A 20375-nucleotide genomic window follows, 5' to 3' on the forward strand; every position below is an offset into this window, starting at 1 on the left:
AGCACGCGTCGCTGACAGGTCAATAGGAGCGCGCTGGGGCAACGATCAGATGCCTCGTCAGGACACCCCGAGCCGTTCGAGCGCGTAACTCCACGGGAGGCGCTCCTGCTCGAGGCGTATGTTGCCCTCCGCGCTCAGCGACTGAAGAGTCGCGCGCTCATCAGGCGTGAGCAGATCGAACACGCCGACGTTCGGATCCGGATCGGTCCCCCACAGATCACGGTGAGCGAACAGAGTATCCATATCCATCAACGCCGACGTTGCGTCCACACCCCTGGCTCGAAGTCGGTTGAGTATGGCGAATCCGTGCGAATCGAGATCGCCCCAGTAGGTGACCGTCTGCGCCCACGGGAGGCGGGCGACGAGATCGACGCGGTGACCACCACCGTGCACTGCTACAGCTCGGGGCACATCCGGCATCGCGAGCAGGGTGGCGAGGTTCTCGAACACGAACACGCGCTCGGGTCGGATCGTGCTTGCCGCAAGGTCGTCGACGGGCGCCGACACATCGGTGAGCCCCTGGAACGAGAGCGACGGATCGAGAGCACGGATCCGTATGAGCGGTGACGGCTCGCGAAGGCCCAGTCCGGGCGCTCCGGTTCCCGCCCGATGCAACGCCTCGACGAGTCCGCGGCGAGATTCGATCCATTTGGTGTGGATGCCGCGGATCGGCAGTTCCCGCACCAGGTGGCCCGATTCCGGGTTCTCGCGCAACCAGGCCAGCACATGGACGAGCCTGTCGAAATCGGCGCCATCGAGATCGCTGATCGCGCGGCCATGGGCGCGGAGCACACCGCTGGCGTCGGAACCGGCCAGGCCCCTCAACTCGTCAAGTCGCGCCATCAGACGTCGCCAACCCTCCGCCTCGCCCGCCGCTCGAGCGATCGAATCCGAACCGTGCAGCACCGCGCGAACGGGGACTTCCTGCGACCCGATGCGTGACCAATGGCGGACGACCCACTCGAGCTCGATACCCGAGTCCTCGCTCACACCGCGCCAGGCGTCGACCCACCGTCGAACCAGATTGAGATCGTCCAGCGCCTCCCGCTCCGTTGGCGGGCGTAGCGGAACGTCGAGCACGACATCGGTCTGCTGCTCGGCGGCCCAGGTGCGTGCATCGCGGTCGAAGAGCTTCTTCGCCCGCGCGCGCAGGTCAGACGGTGTGACAAGCGTGGTCACGCGCGCGACTCCGCGTGCGGCGGGGTGGCGACCTCAGGTTCCCCGACCGAGAACACCACGTTCGCCAGCCGTGAGGCGTCGCGGTCGGGGTTCGATACCGACGTGATCGCACCCACGTACGGCTCGAGCGTCTGCAGCAGCTTCTGCGGTGTCGCGAGGATCATGTGGAATCCGAACTCGCGGAACACCTCCATCGCGTTGCGCGTGTATCGGCTGTCAGCCTTGTCGAACGCCTCATCGAGCACGATCGACCCGAACCTCGGAACCTCGTCCTCTTCTTCAGTCAGCTGGTACCGCAGCGCTGCCGCGAGGCAGAAGATGACGAGCTTCTGCCGCTGACCACCCGACAAGCCCTCTGCGGAGTCATACACCCGCACAACGCGGCCGGCGACGTCCTTCTCCCGCGCGAGGAAGCTCACGTGAAGCCTCGTGTCGAGCACCCGGTTGCGCCAATCGATGTCGACGCGGTCCTTGGATCCGAGTCGACCGATTACGTGCTGCAGCACGGCGAATCGTTGCTCGGCACCGGCGGCCGACTCGTCGGCCCAGTTGCCTTCAACGATGCGACGGAGGTCGGTGAGGAACTCGTCGACCTCCGGGGTCCGCGTCGTCTTCACATCGATCTCGAGGAAGCGGTCCGCTCCCTCGAACGGGGACCGCCCCAGGGATGCGTTGACGGGGAGGATTCGCTCACGGATGAGACCCGGGGCGTCGCGGAGGTCGCTGAGCAAGTGTGCGACGACGTCCTGCGATCGTTCCCGCAACAGCTTGCGGAACTCGGACTCCTTCTCGGGCAGGCCGCGGGCGATGATGCCTTCGCGCAGTTCCCGGTAGCCGTAGCGGTCGCGGATGTCAGCAGTCAGCTCTGCGGATGCAGCGGGCCACCCGAGCCGAAACTCGGCGGCGCGCCCGGCGAAGCTGGCCTCAGCATCCGCTGCGCGGCTGGCCGAGGCGTCCTTCTCCTTCGAGAGTGCCGACTGCACCTTTCGCGCGACTTCGTCCACCGTCTCCAGGCTCACGGAGCGTCGCTCGGCTCGGAACCGGCCTTCGAGGGCGTCGGCGATCCGCTCCTCGACCGGTGCATATGGGGTGGCCTCGAGTTCGGCGACGTGTGCCGCGATGCTTTCGACGTGATTGCGGGCGACAGCGTGGGCTCCGAGCGCCCGTGCGTGCTTCGCGTTCGTTTCGTCCAGTCGCTGGGTCGCTCGCTCCGCGGCCTCCTGTGCTTCGCGGAGAGTCCCCGACTCGCTGGTGAGCACCCGGAGATCGTCGCGCTGGGCCGCGGTGACCGCCATCGCAGTTGCGAGGTCCACTTGGTCCCAGCTGAACGTCGATACGCGTGTGAAGACGTCGCGCCGACTGACCGCATCCTGACGAAACGAGTCGGCCTCGGCGTCGCGGGCGGATGCTTCCTCCATCGCCGCCATCGCGTCCCGCCGACGCTCAAGCAATGCCTCGAGCCGCGCGTGGGTGTCGCCGCCCAGCACCCATCGAGTGGCATCACCGACCTCGTGACGGTCGTCCTTCTCATACCTGCGTGAGTTGCGCTTGACCAGGCCGCCGATCGTGACGCCACGCTCGACGTCATCAAGCTCGTCGGGGTGCGAAACGCAGGCGTAGTCGAACTCGGAGGCCATGCGCTTGCGGACGTAGGACGCGAAGGGCCCATCGCTCACCGCGAGGCGATGAACGAGCGAGCGGGCATCCTTGGGGCGACGCGGCTCGTCGACGGCGTGCGGGACCGCTTCGATGACGAGCCGGACACCGAGTGTCCGCGAGTCGGCTGCCCGACGTGCGGCGACAAGATGTTCGTCCCGCACGAGGAGCGTCGACGCAAACGGAGCGAGCACTCGCTCTGCCGCGCCGCGCCAGGCGGAGTGCTGCTCGGCGACCGAGATCAGCTCGCCCGCAAAGGGGAATGTCGATGCCGGCACACCAACAGCGTCCGCGAGGAATCGTCGTGCGCTCAGAAGCTTCTCGTCGAGGTTGCTCCGGTGATCTCTCAGCGCCTGAATCTGCCTGGTGACTTCGTCCAGCGCCTTACGCGCCTGACTCGCGGCGTCACGCACCTCATACGACACAGCGGGGATGTCGCGCGCAACCTCGGTGACGGCCGCGGCAAGGAGCTCCGCAAACTGCTCTGGGTCTTCGGGCATTGGTGCGCCGATGCGCATCAGCTCTGCGGTCAACTGAGCTCGATATTGCCTAGTGACGTCCTCGGCACGCTGCGCACTGTCGATCCGCTCCTGCAGAAGCTCGACGCGCGCGCCGCCCTCGTCCCGGACCCGCGCCTTCGCGGTTTCCAGCGCCTCTGCCGCCAACCGCTGCTCTCGCGCGGCGTCGCTCAGGTCGCTCTCGGCGCGCGCCAGCGCGGCGCGTGCGGGGCCCGCGGCTTCCTTCGCGAGCCGCAACTTGAGTCCCGCTGTGAAGGGCTCGACCCCGTCGTGCAGATCGGAGATCGCTGCCATCTCAGCGCCGGCCAAGTCGAACGCGGTGATCGCCTCGTCGACCTTGCGGAGCGCATCAGCCTGCTTCCTCAGGTCGACCACGTGCTTGTGCGCGGCATCGAGCTCCGTGAACTGCTCAACGGCGGTCTCGGCCCGCGCGAAGGTCCCCGGCTGGTCGAGCATGAACCCGCGGAACAACGCGTCGAGGGTGCCGAGGTTCTTCGCTGATTGTGTCTTGTGGAGAAGCTGAAGCGTCGCATCTCCGCGGAAGCCGAACTGACGGATGATCCGCTCGTGAAAGCGTCCGTGTCTCCCACCGGTGGTGATCAGCGCGTCGGGGAAGGCCTTCGACATGCGACGCGCGTCAATTCCGCCTTCGACGTGCGGCTTCACGTCGAGAAGCTTCACGTGACCGCGGGTGAAGATCCGTGCGTCCTTCAACGCGGTCGGTTCGGTGCGCGTGCCCGGTGCGTGGAACACCCGCAGCAGGACGACCGGTTCATCGCGGAGATTCTCGTAGCGCAGCAGGATGCCGCTCCAGGTTGCCTTCGAGCGCAGGTAGGTCGTGGTGGCCCGATCGGCAGTCTCGTCAGCTTCCTTGCTCCAGGCGCCACGCACATAGCTCATCAGCGTCCGATCGCTCTGCCGGGAAGCGCCATCCTGAGCCGCCGCGTTGAGGCGCAGCCACCTGTCGGGGGTGAGGACGGCGGCAATCGCGTCGAGTAGCGACGACTTGCCCGATCCGGATGCGCCGGTGAACAGGTGGCCGGCGCGCGCGACATCCACGGAGACGTGGCCGGCGAACGTGCCCCAGTTGACGAGTTCGATTTGGGAGAGTCGCCACTGGCCGGGCCTGGTCGGATCGACCTCCGGCTCGTCGGTGGGGAAGCTCAGCATCGTCATTCTGTGTCATCCTCGGCATCCGTCGACGGGGCAGCGGATTCTCCTCCGCCCTCTCGGGCGATCCGGTGGTACTCCGATGTGATCGCGCGGATCTGGTCGGCATCGACGAGCAGTCGGAGCACGGGCGAAATCTCGGCACGGTCATCGCCAACGGCGTGCAACACGCGGAGCTTGTTCTGCATCTTGTTCCACGACGAGTTGACGCGGCTCGCGAAGTCCTTCTCATCACGGTCCGGGGTGCGGAACACGGCGAGCTGCTCGAACACCTCCGCCTGCCCGACGATCACCCGACCGCGACCCTCCTCGCTCAGCAGCGTCTGGCGCAAGACAAGCAGCATTGCGGTGTCGAGGAACGTCAACGCCTCAGACCGCACTGCCTTCGGGGCGTCCTCGGACGGAGCGTTGCGGACGAAGGCGAACTCGTTGTCCCGATCGATGACCAATTCGAGGAACAAATCGGCGAGCCGGGAGCGGAGGACAGCCTCGTCGGTGAGCAGCACCGCCCACAGCTGCGCCTCGCGCGCTCCGGAAAGATACGGGCCACGCACCAGACGCAGCAAGACGCGCCTCGTGCGATCAGGGAGTTCGCCGGCGTCGCCACGCCAGAGGCCTCCGTGCTCGTCGGGGGCGACATCCGCCGTGGTCGACTCGGTCATGCCACCGCTCCTGTGAATCGGTGCGCGGCCACAATCGCCGCACGCGGAACTCCGTCGGCGCCCTGCCAAGCGAGTACCTCGGGCTCATCGTCAACGGTGCCCTGCTCGGCGGCGATCGAGAGAAGTCCGATCACGCTGCCGACCCCCTGCGTCGCGGGGTATCGAGCAAGGACATCTGCGACGGTGCACGAGGGCACCTCGGCGAGCAGGTCGTTGACGTTCCGGGTGAGTTCGTCGAAGTCGATCTCGGTTTCGCGAGCGATCGCCCGCAGCTCCTCGAGGCTCGCGAGGGATGTCGCCTGCGTGACGATCTCTTCGGTGGCGGCGAATTCGGCGGGGTCGTGAAGGTCGATCGCCCCGACGCTCGACAGCGCAACGGCCGAGAGATCCAGCGTGAGAGACGTCGGATGCCACGGACGCGTGTGTGCGGCGGCTTCCACCCCCGCGTGCTGAGCCTCCCGCAGAAGAGTCCGCAGGACCCGGTCGCGCTGGTAGTCCTGCGACTGCACGTAGCGGCGGAGCGCCCGGGCGAACAATGTGATGACATCGTGGATCTCCGCGCTTCGTCCCTTGAGCGTTGCGAGGAAGGCGCGCAGTGCCCGGCGCTCATCCGAGGTGAGATCACGAGCGAATCTGCGGTCGAGGATGCGACGGATGTCGGCCTCGAATGCGGCACCGAGTGCAGGGTCGAGCACGAGCTGGGAGAAGGCAGCGAAACTGCGGCCTGCATCCGAGTCGGAGATGTGGTCGATTCCGCGGAAGACTTCGTCGACGACTGACGCCTGAGAAACATCGGACTCGACGATCTTCGCCCTCAGCGACGCATTCAGCGTCTCGAACTCGGCACGCACCCGAGCAAAGTCGTCCGGCACGTCCGCCGCCTGCGCCAGCACGTCGCGAACGCGCTCGAGCGCCCGGTCTTCATCGATCGCGGACTCGTCACCGGAACGCAGGCTCTCGATCCGCCGCTCAATCGACTCGATCTCTTCCTCGAGTAGCGCGATGCGCGCTGACACGTCAGGATCGGTGTCGATCGCGAGGCGACGGACCTGCGCCGCAAGACTCGCAAGCCGAGACTCGGTCACACTCGAACGCGGGGCGGCACGCCCCTGTAAGAAGCGGATCCCGGCGATCGCATCCGGGGAAAGCTCGAGCGTCTCACCCCGAGCTTCCGATGACGGCCGACGCACCAGGAAGCCGGCCGATCGCCACTCCCCGCAGTACCCCTTCGCAGTCAGCGGCAAGATCAGCCCCTGCGCACGGAGCCGCTCGAGGTCGGCATCGATCCGCTCGTACAGCTCCTCAGCGTCGACTCGGCGCTCGTCTCCGCCCAGGTGGGTGCCGAGAAGACCGGCGACCACGGGTGCACTGTCGGCTCGAAGCAGCTTCCACGCCGCATCGCGCTCCGCAAGCTGGGCGAGCTCGAGAACCTGGGCGACGGCGGGCACGCGTCCATTCTGAAGGAACACACCGACATCCGTTGACGCGGCGGCGGCGGATAGTTCGGGCTGAGTCACCCGATGAGGTAGACCATCCCGCGACCGTCTGTCGCGAGCGCCTCGACGAATTCCTGTGCCCGCGTGAGGTAGTCGAGGACGTAGCGGAGCTCGTCGTCATCGTCGACTCCGTGCCGGCTTCGCCAAGTGCGCGCCCACGTTCGCGCCTGGTCCTCGTCGATCGCACAGAGGTCGTCCCGAATCGCTGGCACCTCCTCCGGGAGGATCGTCCTCACCCACGGGTCCCAGCCCATGTCGTGCATCGTCACGTTCCCCTCGAACATCCGGTAGCACGAGCCGGCGGCGGGACTTCCGGGCCCCGAGCGCGTGAGGGACTGCAAAGCGGACCATGCCTTGTCGAGATAGAGCATGTCGCGCTTCGGTGAGACCTGCTCGAACGTCGCGACACTCACGCTCGCGTGCGGCTCCAGGCCCCACGCGTCAGCGAGCGGGTCGCTGGAGAGGATGCTGTGCGGGTCATCGACCGCCTGCTGAGCAAGGTCGGCATCGAAGGCATAGGCGTAGTAGCGGATTCCCATGCGGCCAGCATCCCGACGCAGGCGCAGCCACGATCACCGCATCCGACGCCGTGGGGAGAACGCGCCCGAATCCGCCGCTGTGGAGGAACGGAGGCCTTCGCATGGCCCCGCCCCTGGAGACCGAGGGATATGCGCTCGCGGTCTCGCGGGCAGCGGCACTGAACCTTCGACCGGTCCGGCCGCAACCGAGCAGGTTGATGAACAAGAGCTCCCGATCGAGTTCAGATCGCCCAGCGTGAGACGCTCCGCAAACGTGGCAGAAGTGGCGGATTTCGTGGCAGAGCAGAGTAAAAAACCCCTGACCGGGGATTTTTCGGCGGAGACGGAGGGATTTGAACCCTCGGTCCCCATAAGGGGACTCCACCTTAGCAGGGTGGTGCACTAGGCCTGACTATGCGACGTCTCCAGGCATCCGAGCAGAAACCCGGACGCGCTCAGCCATCATAACGGGTGCCGCGCGCGACACCGAAACCAGGCTCAGCCGGCGAGGTTACCCGCCGAGCAGGTCTCCTGCGCGGCCGTCTGACCCTGAATCGACTCGGGGAGCACGGCAGCGGTCTCCGTCGGATCGGGCTCGACCGGCGCCGCGCCCTCCGTCGGCTCCACCGGCTCCGTGGGTTCACCCTCGACCGGCGTCTCCGTGGGGGCGGGATCGGCGGTGATCACGCCGCCGCTCGTATTCGGATCGCTCGTCAGCTGGAGCGACTGATTGGCCTCGAGGGCGGCCCACAGCTGCTCGGCCGCGTCATCGTCCGGTGCCACACGGTTCGCGTCGTAGGGGTCGGCGACGACCGGATAGCGGACGAACACCATCTCTTCGAACGGCACGCCCTGGACGGCCCGCGCGATCTGCACGAGCGTCACGGGGTTCGTGAGGCTCTGCGAGGGAGTGACGTTGTCGACGACGGTGGTGGCGAGTCGGAGCAACGTGGACGGGTTCGACAGCACTTCTTCGCTCACGAGCTTGCGTGCGAGGGAGGACATGTACTGCTGCTGATTGCTGATGCGCGCCAGGTCGCTGCCGTTCTCCAGTCCGTAGCGCGTGCGCAGGAACTGCAGGGCCTCCAGGCCCTGGACGTTGCGCGGACCCGCGGCCCAGTCAATTCCGGTGTTCCGATCACGCATGCCGCCATTGCCGATGCAGACGTCGACGCCACCGATCGCGTCGGTGATGTTGATCACGTTGCCGAAACTGACCTTCGCCGCGAAGGGGATGTTCATGCCGCTCAGCTGCGAAACCGTCTTCACCACGCAGTTCAGGCCGCCGTAGCTCCACGCGGCGTTGATCTGCTCGTAGCTCGATCCGCCCGTCTCCGTCCCGTCCTCGCGGGTGCACGACGGAATCTCGACCATCAGGTCGCGGGGGAACGAGATCACCGTGACGCGCCGCGGGTTGTCGGAGATGTGGAGCAGCATGTTGACGTCATTGAGCTGTCCCGATGCCTCCGGCCCCGTGCACCGCGCGCCGAAGTACTGGGCGTACTCAGGCTCGCACTCGTCGGTGCCGACGAGGAGCAGGTTCACGCCGCCCTCGATCGCCCCGATGTCGGGGGGCACCGAGCCCTGTCCATCGAGCTCGACGGCCTCCGAGGCGAAGCTCGTGGTCAGGTCGTAGTAGGCGTACGCGCTGACGCCGAGCCCCGATACCAGGACGACGGCCGCGACGATGCCGAGCATCTTCATCAGCGATGCGAACGGATGCGGCGACCGCAGCCGGCCGTGTCGGGCGACCGTCTTGCGCCCACGCGCACCGGTTCTGCTCGTCTGACTCACTCGGGTCCTCACGGATAGGAAGCGGAGGGTGTGGGATTCGAACCCACGGGACATCTCTGCCCACTGGTTTTCAAGACCAGCTCCATCGGCCGCTCGGACAACCCTCCCGAGACGCACGCCCTGCGGCATCCGCTCGAATCGGCGTCGAGTCTAGTCGACAGCGCCAACCCCTCATTCTTCCCATAGCGCCTGGCAGAGCCCTGGGAGGCGCGCGCAACCCGCCCCGAGGGGCCCTCGACCACCGCCGGTGCGCCCTGTCATGATGACCTCATCCGCGACCCGACGCGAAAGGACCGACGATGGCCGCGCACGACATCCCCGACACCCCCGAGATCCGTGCGACGCTCCAGCGCTCGCAGGAGGAGGGACTCGCCGCCCTCGGCCTGACGTCCGACACCGTCGAGCCGTGGGAGGACGGCTACCGCGCCGCCGCAGCCGCCGATTCGACGTTCGAGTGGTGGTATTTCGACTGCCAGTTCGACGACGGATCGACCCTCGTCGTCACGTTCTCGAACAAGCCGCACACCGATCCGTCCGGTCCGCTGACGCCGACCGTCCTCGTCATCCGCCAACTGGCCGACGGCACGCGCCGGCACCTCGAGCCGACCTTCCCCGCCGACGAGTTCGCCGCAGCAACCGACGGGTGCGATGTGCGCATCGGTCCGAGCCGCGTGACGGGAGACCTGCGCACCTACGACCTGCACATCGAGGCCGACGACATCGTCGCGGACGTCCACATCGATCGCGCGGCGCCGTCCTGGCGTCCCGGGGCCGGCATCACCTACTTCGGACAGGACAAGGACCGCTATCTGGCCTGGGTGGTGCCCGTTCCCTATGGCACGGCGACGGCGACGATCACCGAGGACGGCACGACACGGCAGCTGACCGGAAGCGCCTACCACGACCACAACTGGGGCAATCACCTGATGGGCTCCTTCCTCGACCACTGGTACTGGGGCCGTGCGCACGTCGGCGGCTACACGGTCGTGTACGTGCGGATGACGACGAAGGGCCTCTTCGGATTCGGTGAGGTCAACATCCCCACCTTCTTCCTCGCCAAGGGCGACACCCTCGTCACCGACGACCTCGTGCCGCTTCGGCTGACCACGAGCGGCGACGTGCCCGGCCCGGGGCACCAGTCCTATCCGACGCGCCTGGAGTGGACCTGGAGAAGCGACCGCGGGTCGATCGCGATGACGGTCACCAACCCGACGCTGATCGAGTCGCTCGACATGAAGGTGCCCCGGCACGGCGTCGGCGCCCTGTTGCACGCCGGCGAGCACCCGATGTACTACGACTTCAACGCCGACGTCGATCTCGACATCCGCCTCGACGACCTCACCGACCACGTCACCGGACGCACCCTGTACGAGAAGATGATGTTCCGCTGACGACCCGTCGCGTGACTACAGTGCGCGGAGGATGGCGGCCACGCCGCCGGCCTGCACGGTGGTGGTGACCTCACCGGCGGCCGCCCGCACCTCGTCGGGCCCCTGCTCCATCGCCACGGCGCGCCCGCCGTGCTGGAGCGCCCACTCGAACATGCCGACGTCGTTGCGTCCGTCGCCGATCACCAGAACGCGGGACGGGTCGACCCCGAGCTCCTTGCGAACCAGCTCCAGCGCGGTTCCCTTATCGACGCCCTGCGGGGCGACGTCGAGCCACGCGGTCCACCCGACCGCGTACGAGACCTCGTTGAGCCCCACCCGCTCGACGAGCTCGATGAAGTCGGCCTCGCTGTCCCCCGGCGAGACGACCACCACGCGGCAGACCGGCTGTTCGACCAGCTCGTCGAACGACACCCGGCGAGCGCCCACCAGATTCCAGTCATCGAGGTACTCGGTGTACAGGCGGCTGCCGTCGGGCAGCTCGACCATGTACCGCGCGTCGGGAAGGTGCTCGCGCAGCAGGCGCAGCACCTCGGTGGCGTCGAAGGTCTCGGTGTGCCACCGCTCGTAACGCACCTCGTCGGCCTCGACCCGCTTCATCACCATCGCGCCGTTGGAGCAGACCACGTACTCGGGCGCGATGCCCAGGACACGGAGGATGCCGCGGGTCGACTCCCAGCTGCGCCCGGTGGCCAGCATCACCTCGTGGCCGGCGGAGCCGGCGTGCGCGACGGCGTCGACGACGCCGGGGCTGAGGGTCTCGTCTTCCAGCAGGACGGTGCCGTCGATGTCGAGCACGATGAGGAGGCGCTCCCCCGCGGCATCCGGTCGTTCGGATCCCGTCGCGAGTTCCTCGACGAGCTCGGCGGCGTCCTCCTGCTCGGTGCGCTCGATCTCGCCCGTGTCGGGGAGCCCGGTCTCGGAGGAATCGGGGGTCATGAGACCGGCTCGATGACCTCGAGGCCACCCAGGTAGGGACGAAGCACCTCGGGTACCACCACCGAGCCGTCGGCCCGCTGGTGGGTCTCGAGCATTGCCACGATCCACCGGGTGGTGGCGAGCGTGCCGTTGAGGGTCGCGACGAACTGGGTCTTGCCGCCCTCGTCGGCCGAGAGTCGGTGTCGGATGTTCAGGCGCCGCGCCTGATAGGTCGTGCAGTTCGAGGTCGAGGTCAGCTCGCGGTACGCGTTCTGCGTGGGCACCCACGCTTCGATGTCGTACTTGCGGGCCGCGCTCGAGCCGAGGTCGCCCGCGGCGACGTCGATCACGCGGTACGACAGACCGAGGTCCTGGAGCATCCCCTCCTGCATGTCGGCGAGGCGCTGGTGCTCGGCCTCGGCCTCGTCAACGGTGGTGTAGACGAACATCTCCAGCTTGTTGAACTGGTGGACGCGGATGATGCCTCGGGTGTCTTTGCCGTACGAACCCGCCTCGCGGCGGTAGCAGGTCGACCAGCCGGCGTAGCGCTTGGCGCCGCGGGAGAGATCGAGGATCTCGTCCATGTGATACCCCGCGAGGGGGACCTCACTGGTGCCCACGAGGTAGAGGTCGTCCTCCTCGAGGTGGTAGACCTCGTCGGCGTGCTGGCCGAGGAACCCGGTCCCGCGCATGACCTCGGGACGCACGAGGGTCGGCGGCACGAGGGGGGTGAACCCGGCCTGCAGCGCGCGGTCGAGCGCGAGGGTCATGAGCGCGAGCTCCAGACGCGCGCCGATGCCGGTGAGGAAGTAGAACCGGCTCCCCGACACCTTCGTGCCGCGCTCCATGTCGATGGCGCCGAGCAGCTCGCCGAGCTCGAGGTGGTCTCGCGGTTCGAAGTCGAACGTCGGGGTCTCGCCGTGGGTGCGGAGTGTCATGAAATCGTCCTCGCCGCCGGCGGGCACCCCGTCGATGACGATGTTCTCGATCCGTGCGAAGGCCGCGTCGGCAGACTCCTCGGCGGCGGTCACCGCGTGCTGAGCGGCTTTGACGCGCTCGCTGAGCTCCTTCGCTTCTGCCACGAGGGCGGCCTTCTCGTCCTTCGGCGCCTGCGCCACCCGCTTGCCGTGCGCGTTCTGCGCCGCGCGCAGCTCTTCGAAGGCGGTGATGGCGGCGCGGCGGGCGCGGTCGGCCTCGAGGGCGGCGTCGACGGTGTCCGCCGACTCCCCCCGTGCCTCCTGCGAGCGCTTGACCAGCTCGGGATTGTCACGAAGAAGCACGGGATCGATCACGGGACGAGTCTAATCACCGGCCTCTCGGGTCCTAGTCTGAGTGCATGCCAGGGGGACAGAACGACAACGACGAGGCGCCCGACCGCGCCGATCCGCCGCATCCGTCGGACGCGGTCTATGCCGACGGACCGGATGAGGACGACATCGAGGCCGCCGACGAAGAGCTCGCCGAGCAGGCAGACGAGATCGAGCCGGGCGAGGCCGTCGACGGCGACCTGCTGGACGACGAGGTGATGGACGCCGGTGAGGCGTCTCCCACGACCTCCGGCTCGACCGGCGGCGAGAAGGAACCTGACCCGACCGAGGCCGCCGCACCCGACGACGTGATCCGCGAGCCCGACGACGTCGAGCCCGATACCACCGACGGGGAGACCGGCGAAGCCCGCCGGGTGTCGGCGGAGGGCGAACCCGAGCCGATGGCCGACACCGAAGGACGCCCGAGTCCCAAGGCGGCCCTGGTGTACAACCCGACCAAGGTTGACGCCGACGACCTGCGGGCGCGGGTCGAGCGGGCCGCGAAGGACGCGGGCTGGTCGGAGCCGCTCTTCTACGAGACCACCGTCGACGACCTCGGCGACGACGTCACCCGCCAGGCCCTCAAAGAGGGGGTGAGCGCGGTGCTCGTCGCCGGCGGCGACGGCACCGTGCGCGCGGTGGCCGAGGCGATGACCGGCAGCGACGTTCCGCTGACCATCGTCCCGAGCGGAACCGGCAACCTCCTCGCCCGCAATCTGCTCCTCCCCCTCGACGACCCCGACGCGATGATCCGGGCGACCTTCGACGGGGACTCCCTCGCGATGGATGTCGGCTTCGCGAGCCTTCGACGCCAGGACGGCACCGTTGACGAGCACGCGTTCGTGGTCATGGGCGGCATGGGCCTGGATGCCGCGATGATCGCCAACACCAACCCGAAGCTGAAGAAGCAGGTCGGCTGGGTGGCGTACGTCGACGGCGTGGCCAGGTCGCTTCCGGCCGCCAAGCCCTTCCGCCTGATGTACCAGCTGCCGCAGCGCCGCATCCACGCCGCGCGCGTCCAGAGCGTGCTCTTCGCCAACTGCGGGTCGCTTCCGGCGGGGCTCGAACTGATTCCCGAGGCGTCTGTGGCCGACGGCAACCTCGACATCGTCTTCATCCAGCCCAAGGGGCTCCTCGGATGGATCTTCGTCTGGCGCCGGGTGGCGTGGGACAACAGCTTCCTCCGCCGGTTCCGCAGCGGCCGCCGGGTGATGGCGCTGCGGACGAAGGACAACGCGGTGCGATACTCGCGGGGCCTCGGCGTGGATCTCGCGACCTCCGAGCCGCACCCCGTTCAGCTCGACGGCGACGAGTTCGGCGAGGCCGCCCAGGTGCGCGTGCGACTGGAGCCCGCCTCGCTCCTGCTCGCCCTGCCGCGCGGGCATAAGGTCGAAGGGCTCTGACGACCCCGAGGTACCGCGCGGAGGCCAGGATGGGTGCATGGCTGCGCCCTCGATCGTCTGGTTCCGCGACGACCTCCGCCTCGCCGACAACCCCGCGCTGCGCGCGGCGCTCGACCGCGACGAACCCGTCATCGGTCTGTACATCCTCGATGAGGACTCCCCCGGCATGCGCCCGCTCGGCGGCGCGGCCAAGTGGTGGCTCCACCACTCTCTGACCTCGCTCGGCGAAGACCTCGCCGAGAAAGGGGCGCGCCTCGTGCTGCGCCGGGGCGCGGCATCCGATGTCCTTCCCTCGCTCGTCGCCGACACCGGCGCCGGCGCCGTCTTCTGGAACCGGCGCTACAGCCTGCCCGAGCGCGACATCGACGCCGACCTGAAGGCGAGCCTGCGCGAAGACGGCGTGACCGTGCAGTCGTTCGCCGCCTCGCTGCTGTTCGAGCCCTGGACGGTGAGGACCGGGGCGGGGAAGCCGTTCTCGGTCTACAGCCCGTTCTGGCGCGCCTGCCTGTCGTTGCCGGCGCCGCGGGCACCGCTGCCCGAGCCCCGCGAGGTGCCGGGGTTCTCGGGACGGATCGACTCCGACGATCTCGAGTCCTGGGGGCTGCTGCCCACCGACCCCGACTGGGCGGGCGGCCTGCGCGACCGGTGGACACCGGGCGAGGCGGCGGCCAAGCGACGCCTGAAGGAGTTCATCGCCGGCGACCTCGGCGGCTACGACCGCAGCCGCGACGAACCGGCGTCGGGGTCGACGTCGATGCTGTCGCCGCGCCTCCGCTGGGGCGAGCTGAGTCCGTACCAGATCTGGGACGCCGCGGTGGACGAGGGGAACCCGCGACGGTTCCTCTCGGAGCTCGGATGGCGGGAGTTCGCGTGGCACACGCTCTTCCACCACCCCGACCTCGCCACGGTGAATCTGCGACGCGAGTTCGACGCCTTCCCGTGGCCTCGGCTGAAGCCGTCGCACCTGCGGGCGTGGCAGCGGGGCGAGACCGGAGTCGCGCTCGTCGACGCCGGCATGAAGGAGTTGTGGGTCTCGGGCTGGATGCACAACCGGGTGCGCATGGTGACGGCCTCGTTCCTGATCAAGAACCTCCTCATCGACTGGCGGCGGGGCGAGGAGTGGTTCTGGGACTGCCTCGTCGACGCCGATGCCGCGAACAACCCCTTCAGCTGGCAGTGGGTCGCCGGGTCGGGCGCCGACGCCGCCCCGTACTTCCGGGTGTTCAACCCCGAGCTTCAGGCCGAGAAGTTCGACCCGAAGCGGGAGTACATCCGCGAATGGGCACCCGAGCACGTCTCGGGCGACGCGCCCGCGCCGATCGTGGATCTGAAGGAGTCGCGCAAGGCGGCCCTGGAGGCGTACGAGGAGGTCAAGCGCGCGCCGCGCTGAGCGCCCTGCCTGCACAACTCCTCAGTTAATGCGCCGAGCCTGCCCTCGAAGCCCCGGTCGGGCGTCGCGCGCACGGGAGTTGAGGAGTTGTGCAGAAGGGAATGTCCGAGCAACGCCCTCGGTTGGCCCCACACATGACCACCATCGGAATCATCGGTGCCGGACACATCGGCAGCCAGCTCGCCCGCGCCTTCACCGGAGTCGGCTATGACGTCGCCATCGCGAACTCCCGTGGACCGGAGACCCTGAAGGATCTCGTGGACGAGGTGGGCCCGAAGCTCCGCGCCGCCACCGCACAGGAGGCCGCCGAAGCGGCCGATATCGCCGTCGTGACTGTGCCGCTCAAGGCCATCGGCGCCATCCCCGTCGAGCCCCTGGCCGGCAAGATCGTGCTCGACACCAACAACTACTACTTCGAGCGCGACGGCCACATCGAGGCGCTCGACCGCGGCGAGACCACGACCTCGCAGCTGCTGCAGGACCACCTCCCGACCTCGAAGGTCGTGAAGGCGTTCAACAACATCATGTCCACGCAGATCACCACCGACGGCTCTCCGGCCGGGACGCCGGGCCGCCGCGCGCTGGGCACCGCGAGCGACTTCCCTGAGGCGGTCGAGGTGATGACCCGCCTCTACGACGAGCTCGGCTTCGACACCGTCAGCGCCGGACCGCTGAGCGAGTCGTGGCGTCTCGAGCGCGACCGCCCCGGGTACGGGCAGCGGCAGACCGCCGATGAGATGCGCGAGAATCTCGCCCGCGCGAACCGTCTTCCCTGATCGGAGCATCCTTCGGTATGAGCATCACCCTGTCGGTCCTCGACCTCGTGCCGGTGCGCGCCGGCCAGAGCAGCGCCGAGGCGGTCGCGGCATCCCTCGCCCTCGTCGAGACCGCCGAACGTCTCGGTTACGAGCGGTACTGGTTCGCCGAGCACCACAACATGCCGGCCGTGGCCTCGACCGCGCCGCCGGTGTTGATCGCGGCGGCGGCGGCACGCACCTTGCGGATCCGGGTCGGGTCCGGCGGGGTGATGCTCCCCAACCACTCCCCGCTCGTGGTCGCCGAGCAGTTCGCCGCGCTCGAGGCGATCGCCCCCGGCCGCATCGATCTCGGGATCGGGCGGGCACCGGGCAGCGACCCGGTCATCACGCAGCTGCTGCGGATGTCGGGGACCACGAGCGACGTCGAGCGCTTCCCGGACCACATCGGTGACATCCTCGCCCTCACCTCCGCTGACGGTGCAGCGATCCGGCTGACGTCGGGCAGCACGTACGAGGTGCGGGCGACGCCGGCTGCGCAGGGCGCCCCCGAGGTGTGGCTGCTCGGATCGAGCGACTACTCCGCCCAGCTGGCCGCCTCGCTCGGCCTCCCGTACGTCTTCGCGAATCACTTCTCCGGGTCGGGACTGGAGCGCGCCCTGCAGCTGTACCGCGACCAGTACCGCCCCTCGGAGGCGCACCCCGCCCCTCGCACCTTCGTCACGGCGAACATCGTGGCGGCCCGGACCGTCGAAGAGGCCGAGGCGCGGGCGCTGCCGCAGCTGCGGATGATGGTGCGACTGCGCACGAATCAGCCCCTCACGCCGCTCGAGACCGTCGACGACGCGCGAAGCGCGGCGCCGCTCGCGCCCATGGCCGACGAGATCATGGCCGCCGCCCGGGCGACCTGGTTCGTCGGGACGGGCGACGACGTGGCTGCGGGTCTTGCGGACCTGGCTGCGCGCGCCGGGGTGGACGAGGTGATGGTCTCGCCGATCGCGGGCGCGTTCGCTTCCGAGCAGACGGATGCCGCCGCGGGTCGCACCCAGTCGCTCACCCTCCTCGCCGAGGCCATGGCGTCGCGCGCCGGGACGGCGCCGGCGCTCGTCGCCGGCTGACGGCTGCGCTCGCTTAGCGACCGACGGTGGGGTCGCGCTCGCCCGGTCCGTCGGTCGCGCGGATTTCCGCGCTCACGCGGATGGGAAAGGGGCTTCCGATCCGCGGGAGCGTGAAAGTCCTCAGCAACGCGGGCAACACGGCACAACGCGGGGCCGACGCGGGAAGCGAGGCCCGCGGGGGAAGACGCTGAGCTCCACGCCCCCGCTCCGACCTAGCCTCGGAGATCAGCACAACCTCGGCCCATCCGGGGGATCTGGGCCGAGGCTGCGCGGATCCCCGAGGCTCCGTCGAGTCCGCACGACCCGCGCACCGGCCCAACGACCCTCGGGGGCGCGCGGCGTCAGCGTTCTGCGACGACAGGCTCCTTCGAGAGGTCGCCCGTTGCGACCCCGTCGGCAGCCGCGGCGGCCGCCGCCCTGCGACGCTCCACCTCCAGCGGGTCGGCGAACGCGTCCGCGCCCTGCGCAGCCGCGTCGGCGTCGCTGAGCTTCGGGCGACGTGGCCACCACACCCGGTCGCGCAGCAGGAACGTCAGCGCCGGCACGATGACCGTCCGCACGAGCAAGGTGTCGATGAGCACGCCGATGCAGACGATGATGCCGATCTGCGTGAGGGTGATGAGCGGCAGCACCCCGAGCACCGCGAAGACCGCGGCGAGCAGGATCCCGGCGCTGGTGATGACCGCACCCGTCGCGGCGAGCGCGCGGATCATCCCCTGGGTGATGCCGAGCCGGTCGGCCTCCTCCTTCGCGCGGGTGACGAGGAAGATGCTGTAGTCCACGCCGAGGGCCACGAGGAACAGGAAGCTGAACAGCAGCACGTTCGTGTCGATCGCCGGGAAACCGAACAGCGGCGTCTGGAACAGCCACCAGCTCGCCCCGACCGCCGAGAAGAAGCTCACCACCACCGCGACGAGCAGCAGCAGCGGCGCGACGAGAGCCCGCAGCAGCACGACCAGCACGATGAAGACGAGTACCAGGATGAGCGGGATCACCAGCGCCTGGTCGCGCGCTTGCGCGTCGGCGACGTCGAGCGAACGTGCGTCGAGTCCGCCCACGAGCCCGTCGCCGGCGCCGACGTCGTCAAGCGCGGCGCGCATCGCGGTGATGGCCGCATAGGCCTCAGGCGTCTCGGCGCTGGCGTCGAGGGTGACGTCGATGCGTGCGAGGTCGTCGGTCTCCTCGGCGATCACCGCCGCGTCGACCCCGTCGATGGTCTCGAGTTCGGCGACGGCGGCGTCGGCGTCATCCCGTCCCACCACGACGGTCGCGGGCGAGGTGGCACCGGCCGAGAACGCGTCGGCGATGATCTCCTGGCCCACGACCGCCTCGGGCTTGTCGAGGAACCGGTCGTTCTGCGACAGGCCGGTCTGCACGAAGAAGACACCCGAGGCGAGGGCGCCCAGAACGACGAACCCGCTGATCGCGACGATCGCCGGTCGGCGCGAGACGGCGCGTCCGAGCTTGCCCCATGGGCTCCGCGAGATCGCGTCGCGCGATCCGAAGCGGGGGATGTAGGGCCAGAACAGGCCTCGGCCGAACAGCACGAGGGCTGCCGGAAGCACGGCGAGGGCGAAGATCATCGCCACGACGATGCCCACCGCACAGGCGAGCCCGAGGGCGCGGTTGCCCGCGAGCTCGGCGAAGAGGAGCGTCGCGAGGGCCAACGCAACGGTGGAGCCGCTCGCGATGATGGCGGGGCCGGCACCCCGCACCGCCCGCCGCATGGCCTCGCGACGGTCTTCGTGCAGTCGCAGCTCGTCGCGGTAGCGGGCGATGAGAAGGAGGGCGTAGTTCGTGCCGGCGCCGAAGACGAGCACCGAGAGGATGCCGGTGATCGACGGGTCGAGTTCGACACCGACAGCGGCGGCGACGTTGCGTGCCACGATGCCCGCGAGCGCGTCGGCGACGCCGATCACCGTCAGCGGCACGAGCCACAGCCAGGGGCTGCGGTAGGTGATGAGGAGCAGGATCGCGACGACGATCACCGTGGTCAGGAGCAGCGTGATGTCGGCCCCGGCGAATACCGCGGCGAGGTCGACCTCGAACCCTTCCGGGCCGGTGAAGTACACCCGCACGTCGTCGTCGAGGTCGGCGGCGGCGATGTCGCGGATCTCCTGGGCGCGCTCGGACTGCGCCTCGATGCCGGTCTCGGGATCCAGCGGCACGATGACCAGCGCGACGCGACCGTCGTCCGACACCTGCGCCGGCGGGACGAAACCGTCGGGCGTGACGTCGACGAGGTCGCCGAAGACCTTGCCGTTGATGGTCTCGAGCGCCTCAGCGCTCAGCTCGTCGCCCTCGGCCTCGAATACGAGGAAGGCCGAGGTGGTGTCGGCGCTCGGGAACTCCTCGAGCAGTTCGTCGACCTGGACCGACTCGGCGGAGTCGGGCAGCCCGACGGCGGGCGCGTTGTCGGATTCGCCGCCGCTGCCGAAGGCGAACAGCGCGGCGGCCGCCGCCGCGGCGAGCACCAGCACGATCCATGAGGTCTTGGCGGCCGTGATGAAGCGCACATACCCGGTCATCGGTCGACTCCTGTGAGAATGAAACGGATTTAATTAGAAAGCCTAGATATGAGGAAGACTAGCGCAGTTATAGTGGGCATGTGCACGCAGCGGATGTCCCGTCGACGCCGGCTCCCCCCGGCGGGCCTGCGTTCCGCGCGCCCACCACGCTGCTGCGCGAGGTGCTCGACGTCACCGAGCTGTTCGAAGAGCGCATGCGCCGCGAGCTCACGGTGAACCCCACCGACCTGGAGGCGATGGAGCACCTGCTCATGGCCGGCCCGCTCACGCCCAGCGAGCTGGCCAAGCGCCTCGGGATCTCGACGGCCTCCACGACGACCGCCGTCGACCGACTGGTGGCACTGGGTCACGTCACCCGCGAGCCGCACCCCACAGATCGCCGAGGTGTGATGGTGGTTCCCACACCGGCATCCCGCGCCCGGGCCCTGGGCATGCTGATGCCGATGATCCAGGACGTCGACCGGGAGCTCGACGAGTTCACCGCTGAGGAGCAGGAGGTCATCGCCCGCTATCTCTCACGGGTGATCGCGACCTACCGGGCTCACGCCGCCGCAGCGGACTGATCCGCCCGCGGA

15 protein-coding genes and 2 tRNA genes are annotated in these 20375 nt (G+C 68.8%); 6 read left to right on the plus strand and 11 right to left on the minus strand.

Features of this window, described 5'->3' with window-relative positions:
- Window positions 1-57 precede the first annotated feature (57 nt).
- From MA875_RS07230 to MA875_RS07265, 8 genes are all read right to left on the minus strand, one after another.
- Window positions 58-1179: a DUF3322 domain-containing protein gene (locus MA875_RS07230; RefSeq protein ID WP_248241463.1), complete on the minus strand. Its 1122-nt coding sequence runs from the start codon at window positions 1177-1179 to the stop codon at window positions 58-60.
- Window positions 1176-4529 carry an ATP-binding protein gene (locus tag MA875_RS07235; protein ID WP_248241464.1) on the minus strand — a complete coding sequence of 1118 codons (3354 nt, stop codon included), beginning with the start codon at window positions 4527-4529 and terminating at the stop codon, window positions 1176-1178. The genes MA875_RS07230 and MA875_RS07235 overlap by 4 nt, the downstream gene beginning before the upstream one ends.
- The gene (locus MA875_RS07240) at window positions 4526-5185 is read right to left on the minus strand and encodes a DUF4194 domain-containing protein (protein ID WP_053547123.1); all 660 of its coding nucleotides are present in this window, start codon (window positions 5183-5185) and stop codon (window positions 4526-4528) included. Before MA875_RS07240 ends, MA875_RS07235 begins: the two co-directional genes overlap by 4 nt.
- Entirely contained in the window at window positions 5182-6633 is a 1452-nt protein-coding gene (locus tag MA875_RS07245; protein WP_053547122.1) for a DUF3375 domain-containing protein, read from the minus strand. Before MA875_RS07245 ends, MA875_RS07240 begins: the two co-directional genes overlap by 4 nt.
- A 65-nt stretch (window positions 6634-6698) precedes the next feature.
- Window positions 6699-7220 carry a DUF1877 family protein gene (locus MA875_RS07250; protein ID WP_053547121.1) on the minus strand — a complete coding sequence of 174 codons (522 nt, stop codon included), beginning with the start codon at window positions 7218-7220 and terminating at the stop codon, window positions 6699-6701.
- A 317-nt stretch (window positions 7221-7537) separates the two neighbouring features.
- Window positions 7538-7626 (minus strand) — tRNA-Ser (locus MA875_RS07255).
- Window positions 7627-7697: 71 nt separating this feature from the next.
- Window positions 7698-8903, minus strand: a complete 1206-nt coding sequence (locus MA875_RS07260) for an LCP family protein (protein ID WP_248241465.1) — start codon at window positions 8901-8903, stop codon at window positions 7698-7700.
- Window positions 8904-9015: 112 nt separating this feature from the next.
- A tRNA-Ser gene (locus MA875_RS07265) sits at window positions 9016-9100 on the minus strand.
- 192 nt (window positions 9101-9292) lie between these two features.
- On the opposite strand from MA875_RS07265, the gene MA875_RS07270 reads away from it, so the two are divergent.
- Complete coding sequence (locus tag MA875_RS07270) at window positions 9293-10384, plus strand: hypothetical protein (protein WP_248241466.1); 1092 nt, start codon at window positions 9293-9295, stop codon at window positions 10382-10384.
- A 15-nt stretch (window positions 10385-10399) separates the two neighbouring features.
- On the opposite strand, the gene MA875_RS07275 is transcribed toward MA875_RS07270, so the two are convergent.
- Window positions 10400-11320 carry an HAD family hydrolase gene (locus tag MA875_RS07275; RefSeq protein WP_248241467.1) on the minus strand — a complete coding sequence of 307 codons (921 nt, stop codon included), beginning with the start codon at window positions 11318-11320 and terminating at the stop codon, window positions 10400-10402.
- Window positions 11317-12591, minus strand: a complete 1275-nt coding sequence (gene serS, locus MA875_RS07280; protein WP_248241468.1) for a serine--tRNA ligase — start codon at window positions 12589-12591, stop codon at window positions 11317-11319. Before serS ends, MA875_RS07275 begins: the two co-directional genes overlap by 4 nt.
- A 44-nt stretch (window positions 12592-12635) precedes the next feature.
- Here serS and MA875_RS07285 point away from each other — a divergent pair, with 44 nt between their 5' ends.
- The 4 genes from MA875_RS07285 (at window position 12636) to MA875_RS07300 (ending at window position 17272) form a co-directional block, all read left to right on the plus strand.
- A complete protein-coding gene (locus tag MA875_RS07285; RefSeq protein ID WP_248241469.1) occupies window positions 12636-14009 on the plus strand; it encodes a diacylglycerol kinase family protein in 1374 nt (457 codons plus the stop codon).
- A 37-nt stretch (window positions 14010-14046) separates the two neighbouring features.
- A complete protein-coding gene (locus MA875_RS07290; protein WP_248241470.1) occupies window positions 14047-15399 on the plus strand; it encodes a cryptochrome/photolyase family protein in 1353 nt (450 codons plus the stop codon).
- Window positions 15400-15533: 134 nt separating this feature from the next.
- Window positions 15534-16175 (plus strand): NADPH-dependent F420 reductase, encoded by a 642-nt coding sequence (locus tag MA875_RS07295; RefSeq protein ID WP_248241471.1) that lies wholly within the window; start codon window positions 15534-15536, stop codon window positions 16173-16175.
- Between the two features lie 17 nt (window positions 16176-16192).
- Window positions 16193-17272, plus strand: coding sequence for an LLM class flavin-dependent oxidoreductase (locus tag MA875_RS07300; protein WP_248241472.1), 1080 nt, complete (start codon window positions 16193-16195; stop codon window positions 17270-17272).
- A 341-nt stretch (window positions 17273-17613) separates the two neighbouring features.
- On the opposite strand, the gene MA875_RS07305 is transcribed toward MA875_RS07300, so the two are convergent.
- A complete protein-coding gene (locus tag MA875_RS07305) occupies window positions 17614-19800 on the minus strand; it encodes an MMPL family transporter (RefSeq protein ID WP_248241473.1) in 2187 nt (728 codons plus the stop codon).
- Window positions 19801-19880: 80 nt separating this feature from the next.
- Between MA875_RS07305 and MA875_RS07310 the strand changes: the two genes are divergently transcribed.
- Entirely contained in the window at window positions 19881-20363 is a 483-nt protein-coding gene (locus MA875_RS07310; protein WP_248241474.1) for a MarR family winged helix-turn-helix transcriptional regulator, read from the plus strand.
- The last annotated feature ends 12 nt before the right edge of the window (window positions 20364-20375 follow it).

Source organism: Microbacterium kunmingense (assembly GCF_023155745.1).
GTDB classification, from domain to species: domain Bacteria; phylum Actinomycetota; class Actinomycetes; order Actinomycetales; family Microbacteriaceae; genus Microbacterium; species Microbacterium kunmingense.

What these genes read in the sequence shown, in the direction of transcription:
- MA875_RS07235 (WP_248241464.1), bottom strand. Translation starts at nt 4,529, where the DNA reads ATGACGATGCTGAGCTTCCCCACCGACGAGCCGGAGGTCGATCCGACC.
- MA875_RS07240 (WP_053547123.1), bottom strand. Translation starts at nt 5,185, where the DNA reads ATGACCGAGTCGACCACGGCGGATGTCGCCCCCGACGAGCACGGAGGC.
- MA875_RS07250 (WP_053547121.1), bottom strand. Translation starts at nt 7,220, where the DNA reads ATGGGAATCCGCTACTACGCCTATGCCTTCGATGCCGACCTTGCTCAG.
- MA875_RS07260 (WP_248241465.1), bottom strand. Translation starts at nt 8,903, where the DNA reads ATGAAGATGCTCGGCATCGTCGCGGCCGTCGTCCTGGTATCGGGGCTC.
- MA875_RS07270 (WP_248241466.1), top strand. Translation starts at nt 9,293, where the DNA reads ATGGCCGCGCACGACATCCCCGACACCCCCGAGATCCGTGCGACGCTC.
- MA875_RS07275 (WP_248241467.1), bottom strand. Translation starts at nt 11,320, where the DNA reads ATGACCCCCGATTCCTCCGAGACCGGGCTCCCCGACACGGGCGAGATC.
- MA875_RS07285 (WP_248241469.1), top strand. Translation starts at nt 12,636, where the DNA reads ATGCCAGGGGGACAGAACGACAACGACGAGGCGCCCGACCGCGCCGAT.
- MA875_RS07290 (WP_248241470.1), top strand. Translation starts at nt 14,047, where the DNA reads ATGGCTGCGCCCTCGATCGTCTGGTTCCGCGACGACCTCCGCCTCGCC.
- MA875_RS07295 (WP_248241471.1), top strand. Translation starts at nt 15,534, where the DNA reads ATGACCACCATCGGAATCATCGGTGCCGGACACATCGGCAGCCAGCTC.
- MA875_RS07300 (WP_248241472.1), top strand. Translation starts at nt 16,193, where the DNA reads ATGAGCATCACCCTGTCGGTCCTCGACCTCGTGCCGGTGCGCGCCGGC.
- MA875_RS07305 (WP_248241473.1), bottom strand. Translation starts at nt 19,800, where the DNA reads ATGACCGGGTATGTGCGCTTCATCACGGCCGCCAAGACCTCATGGATC.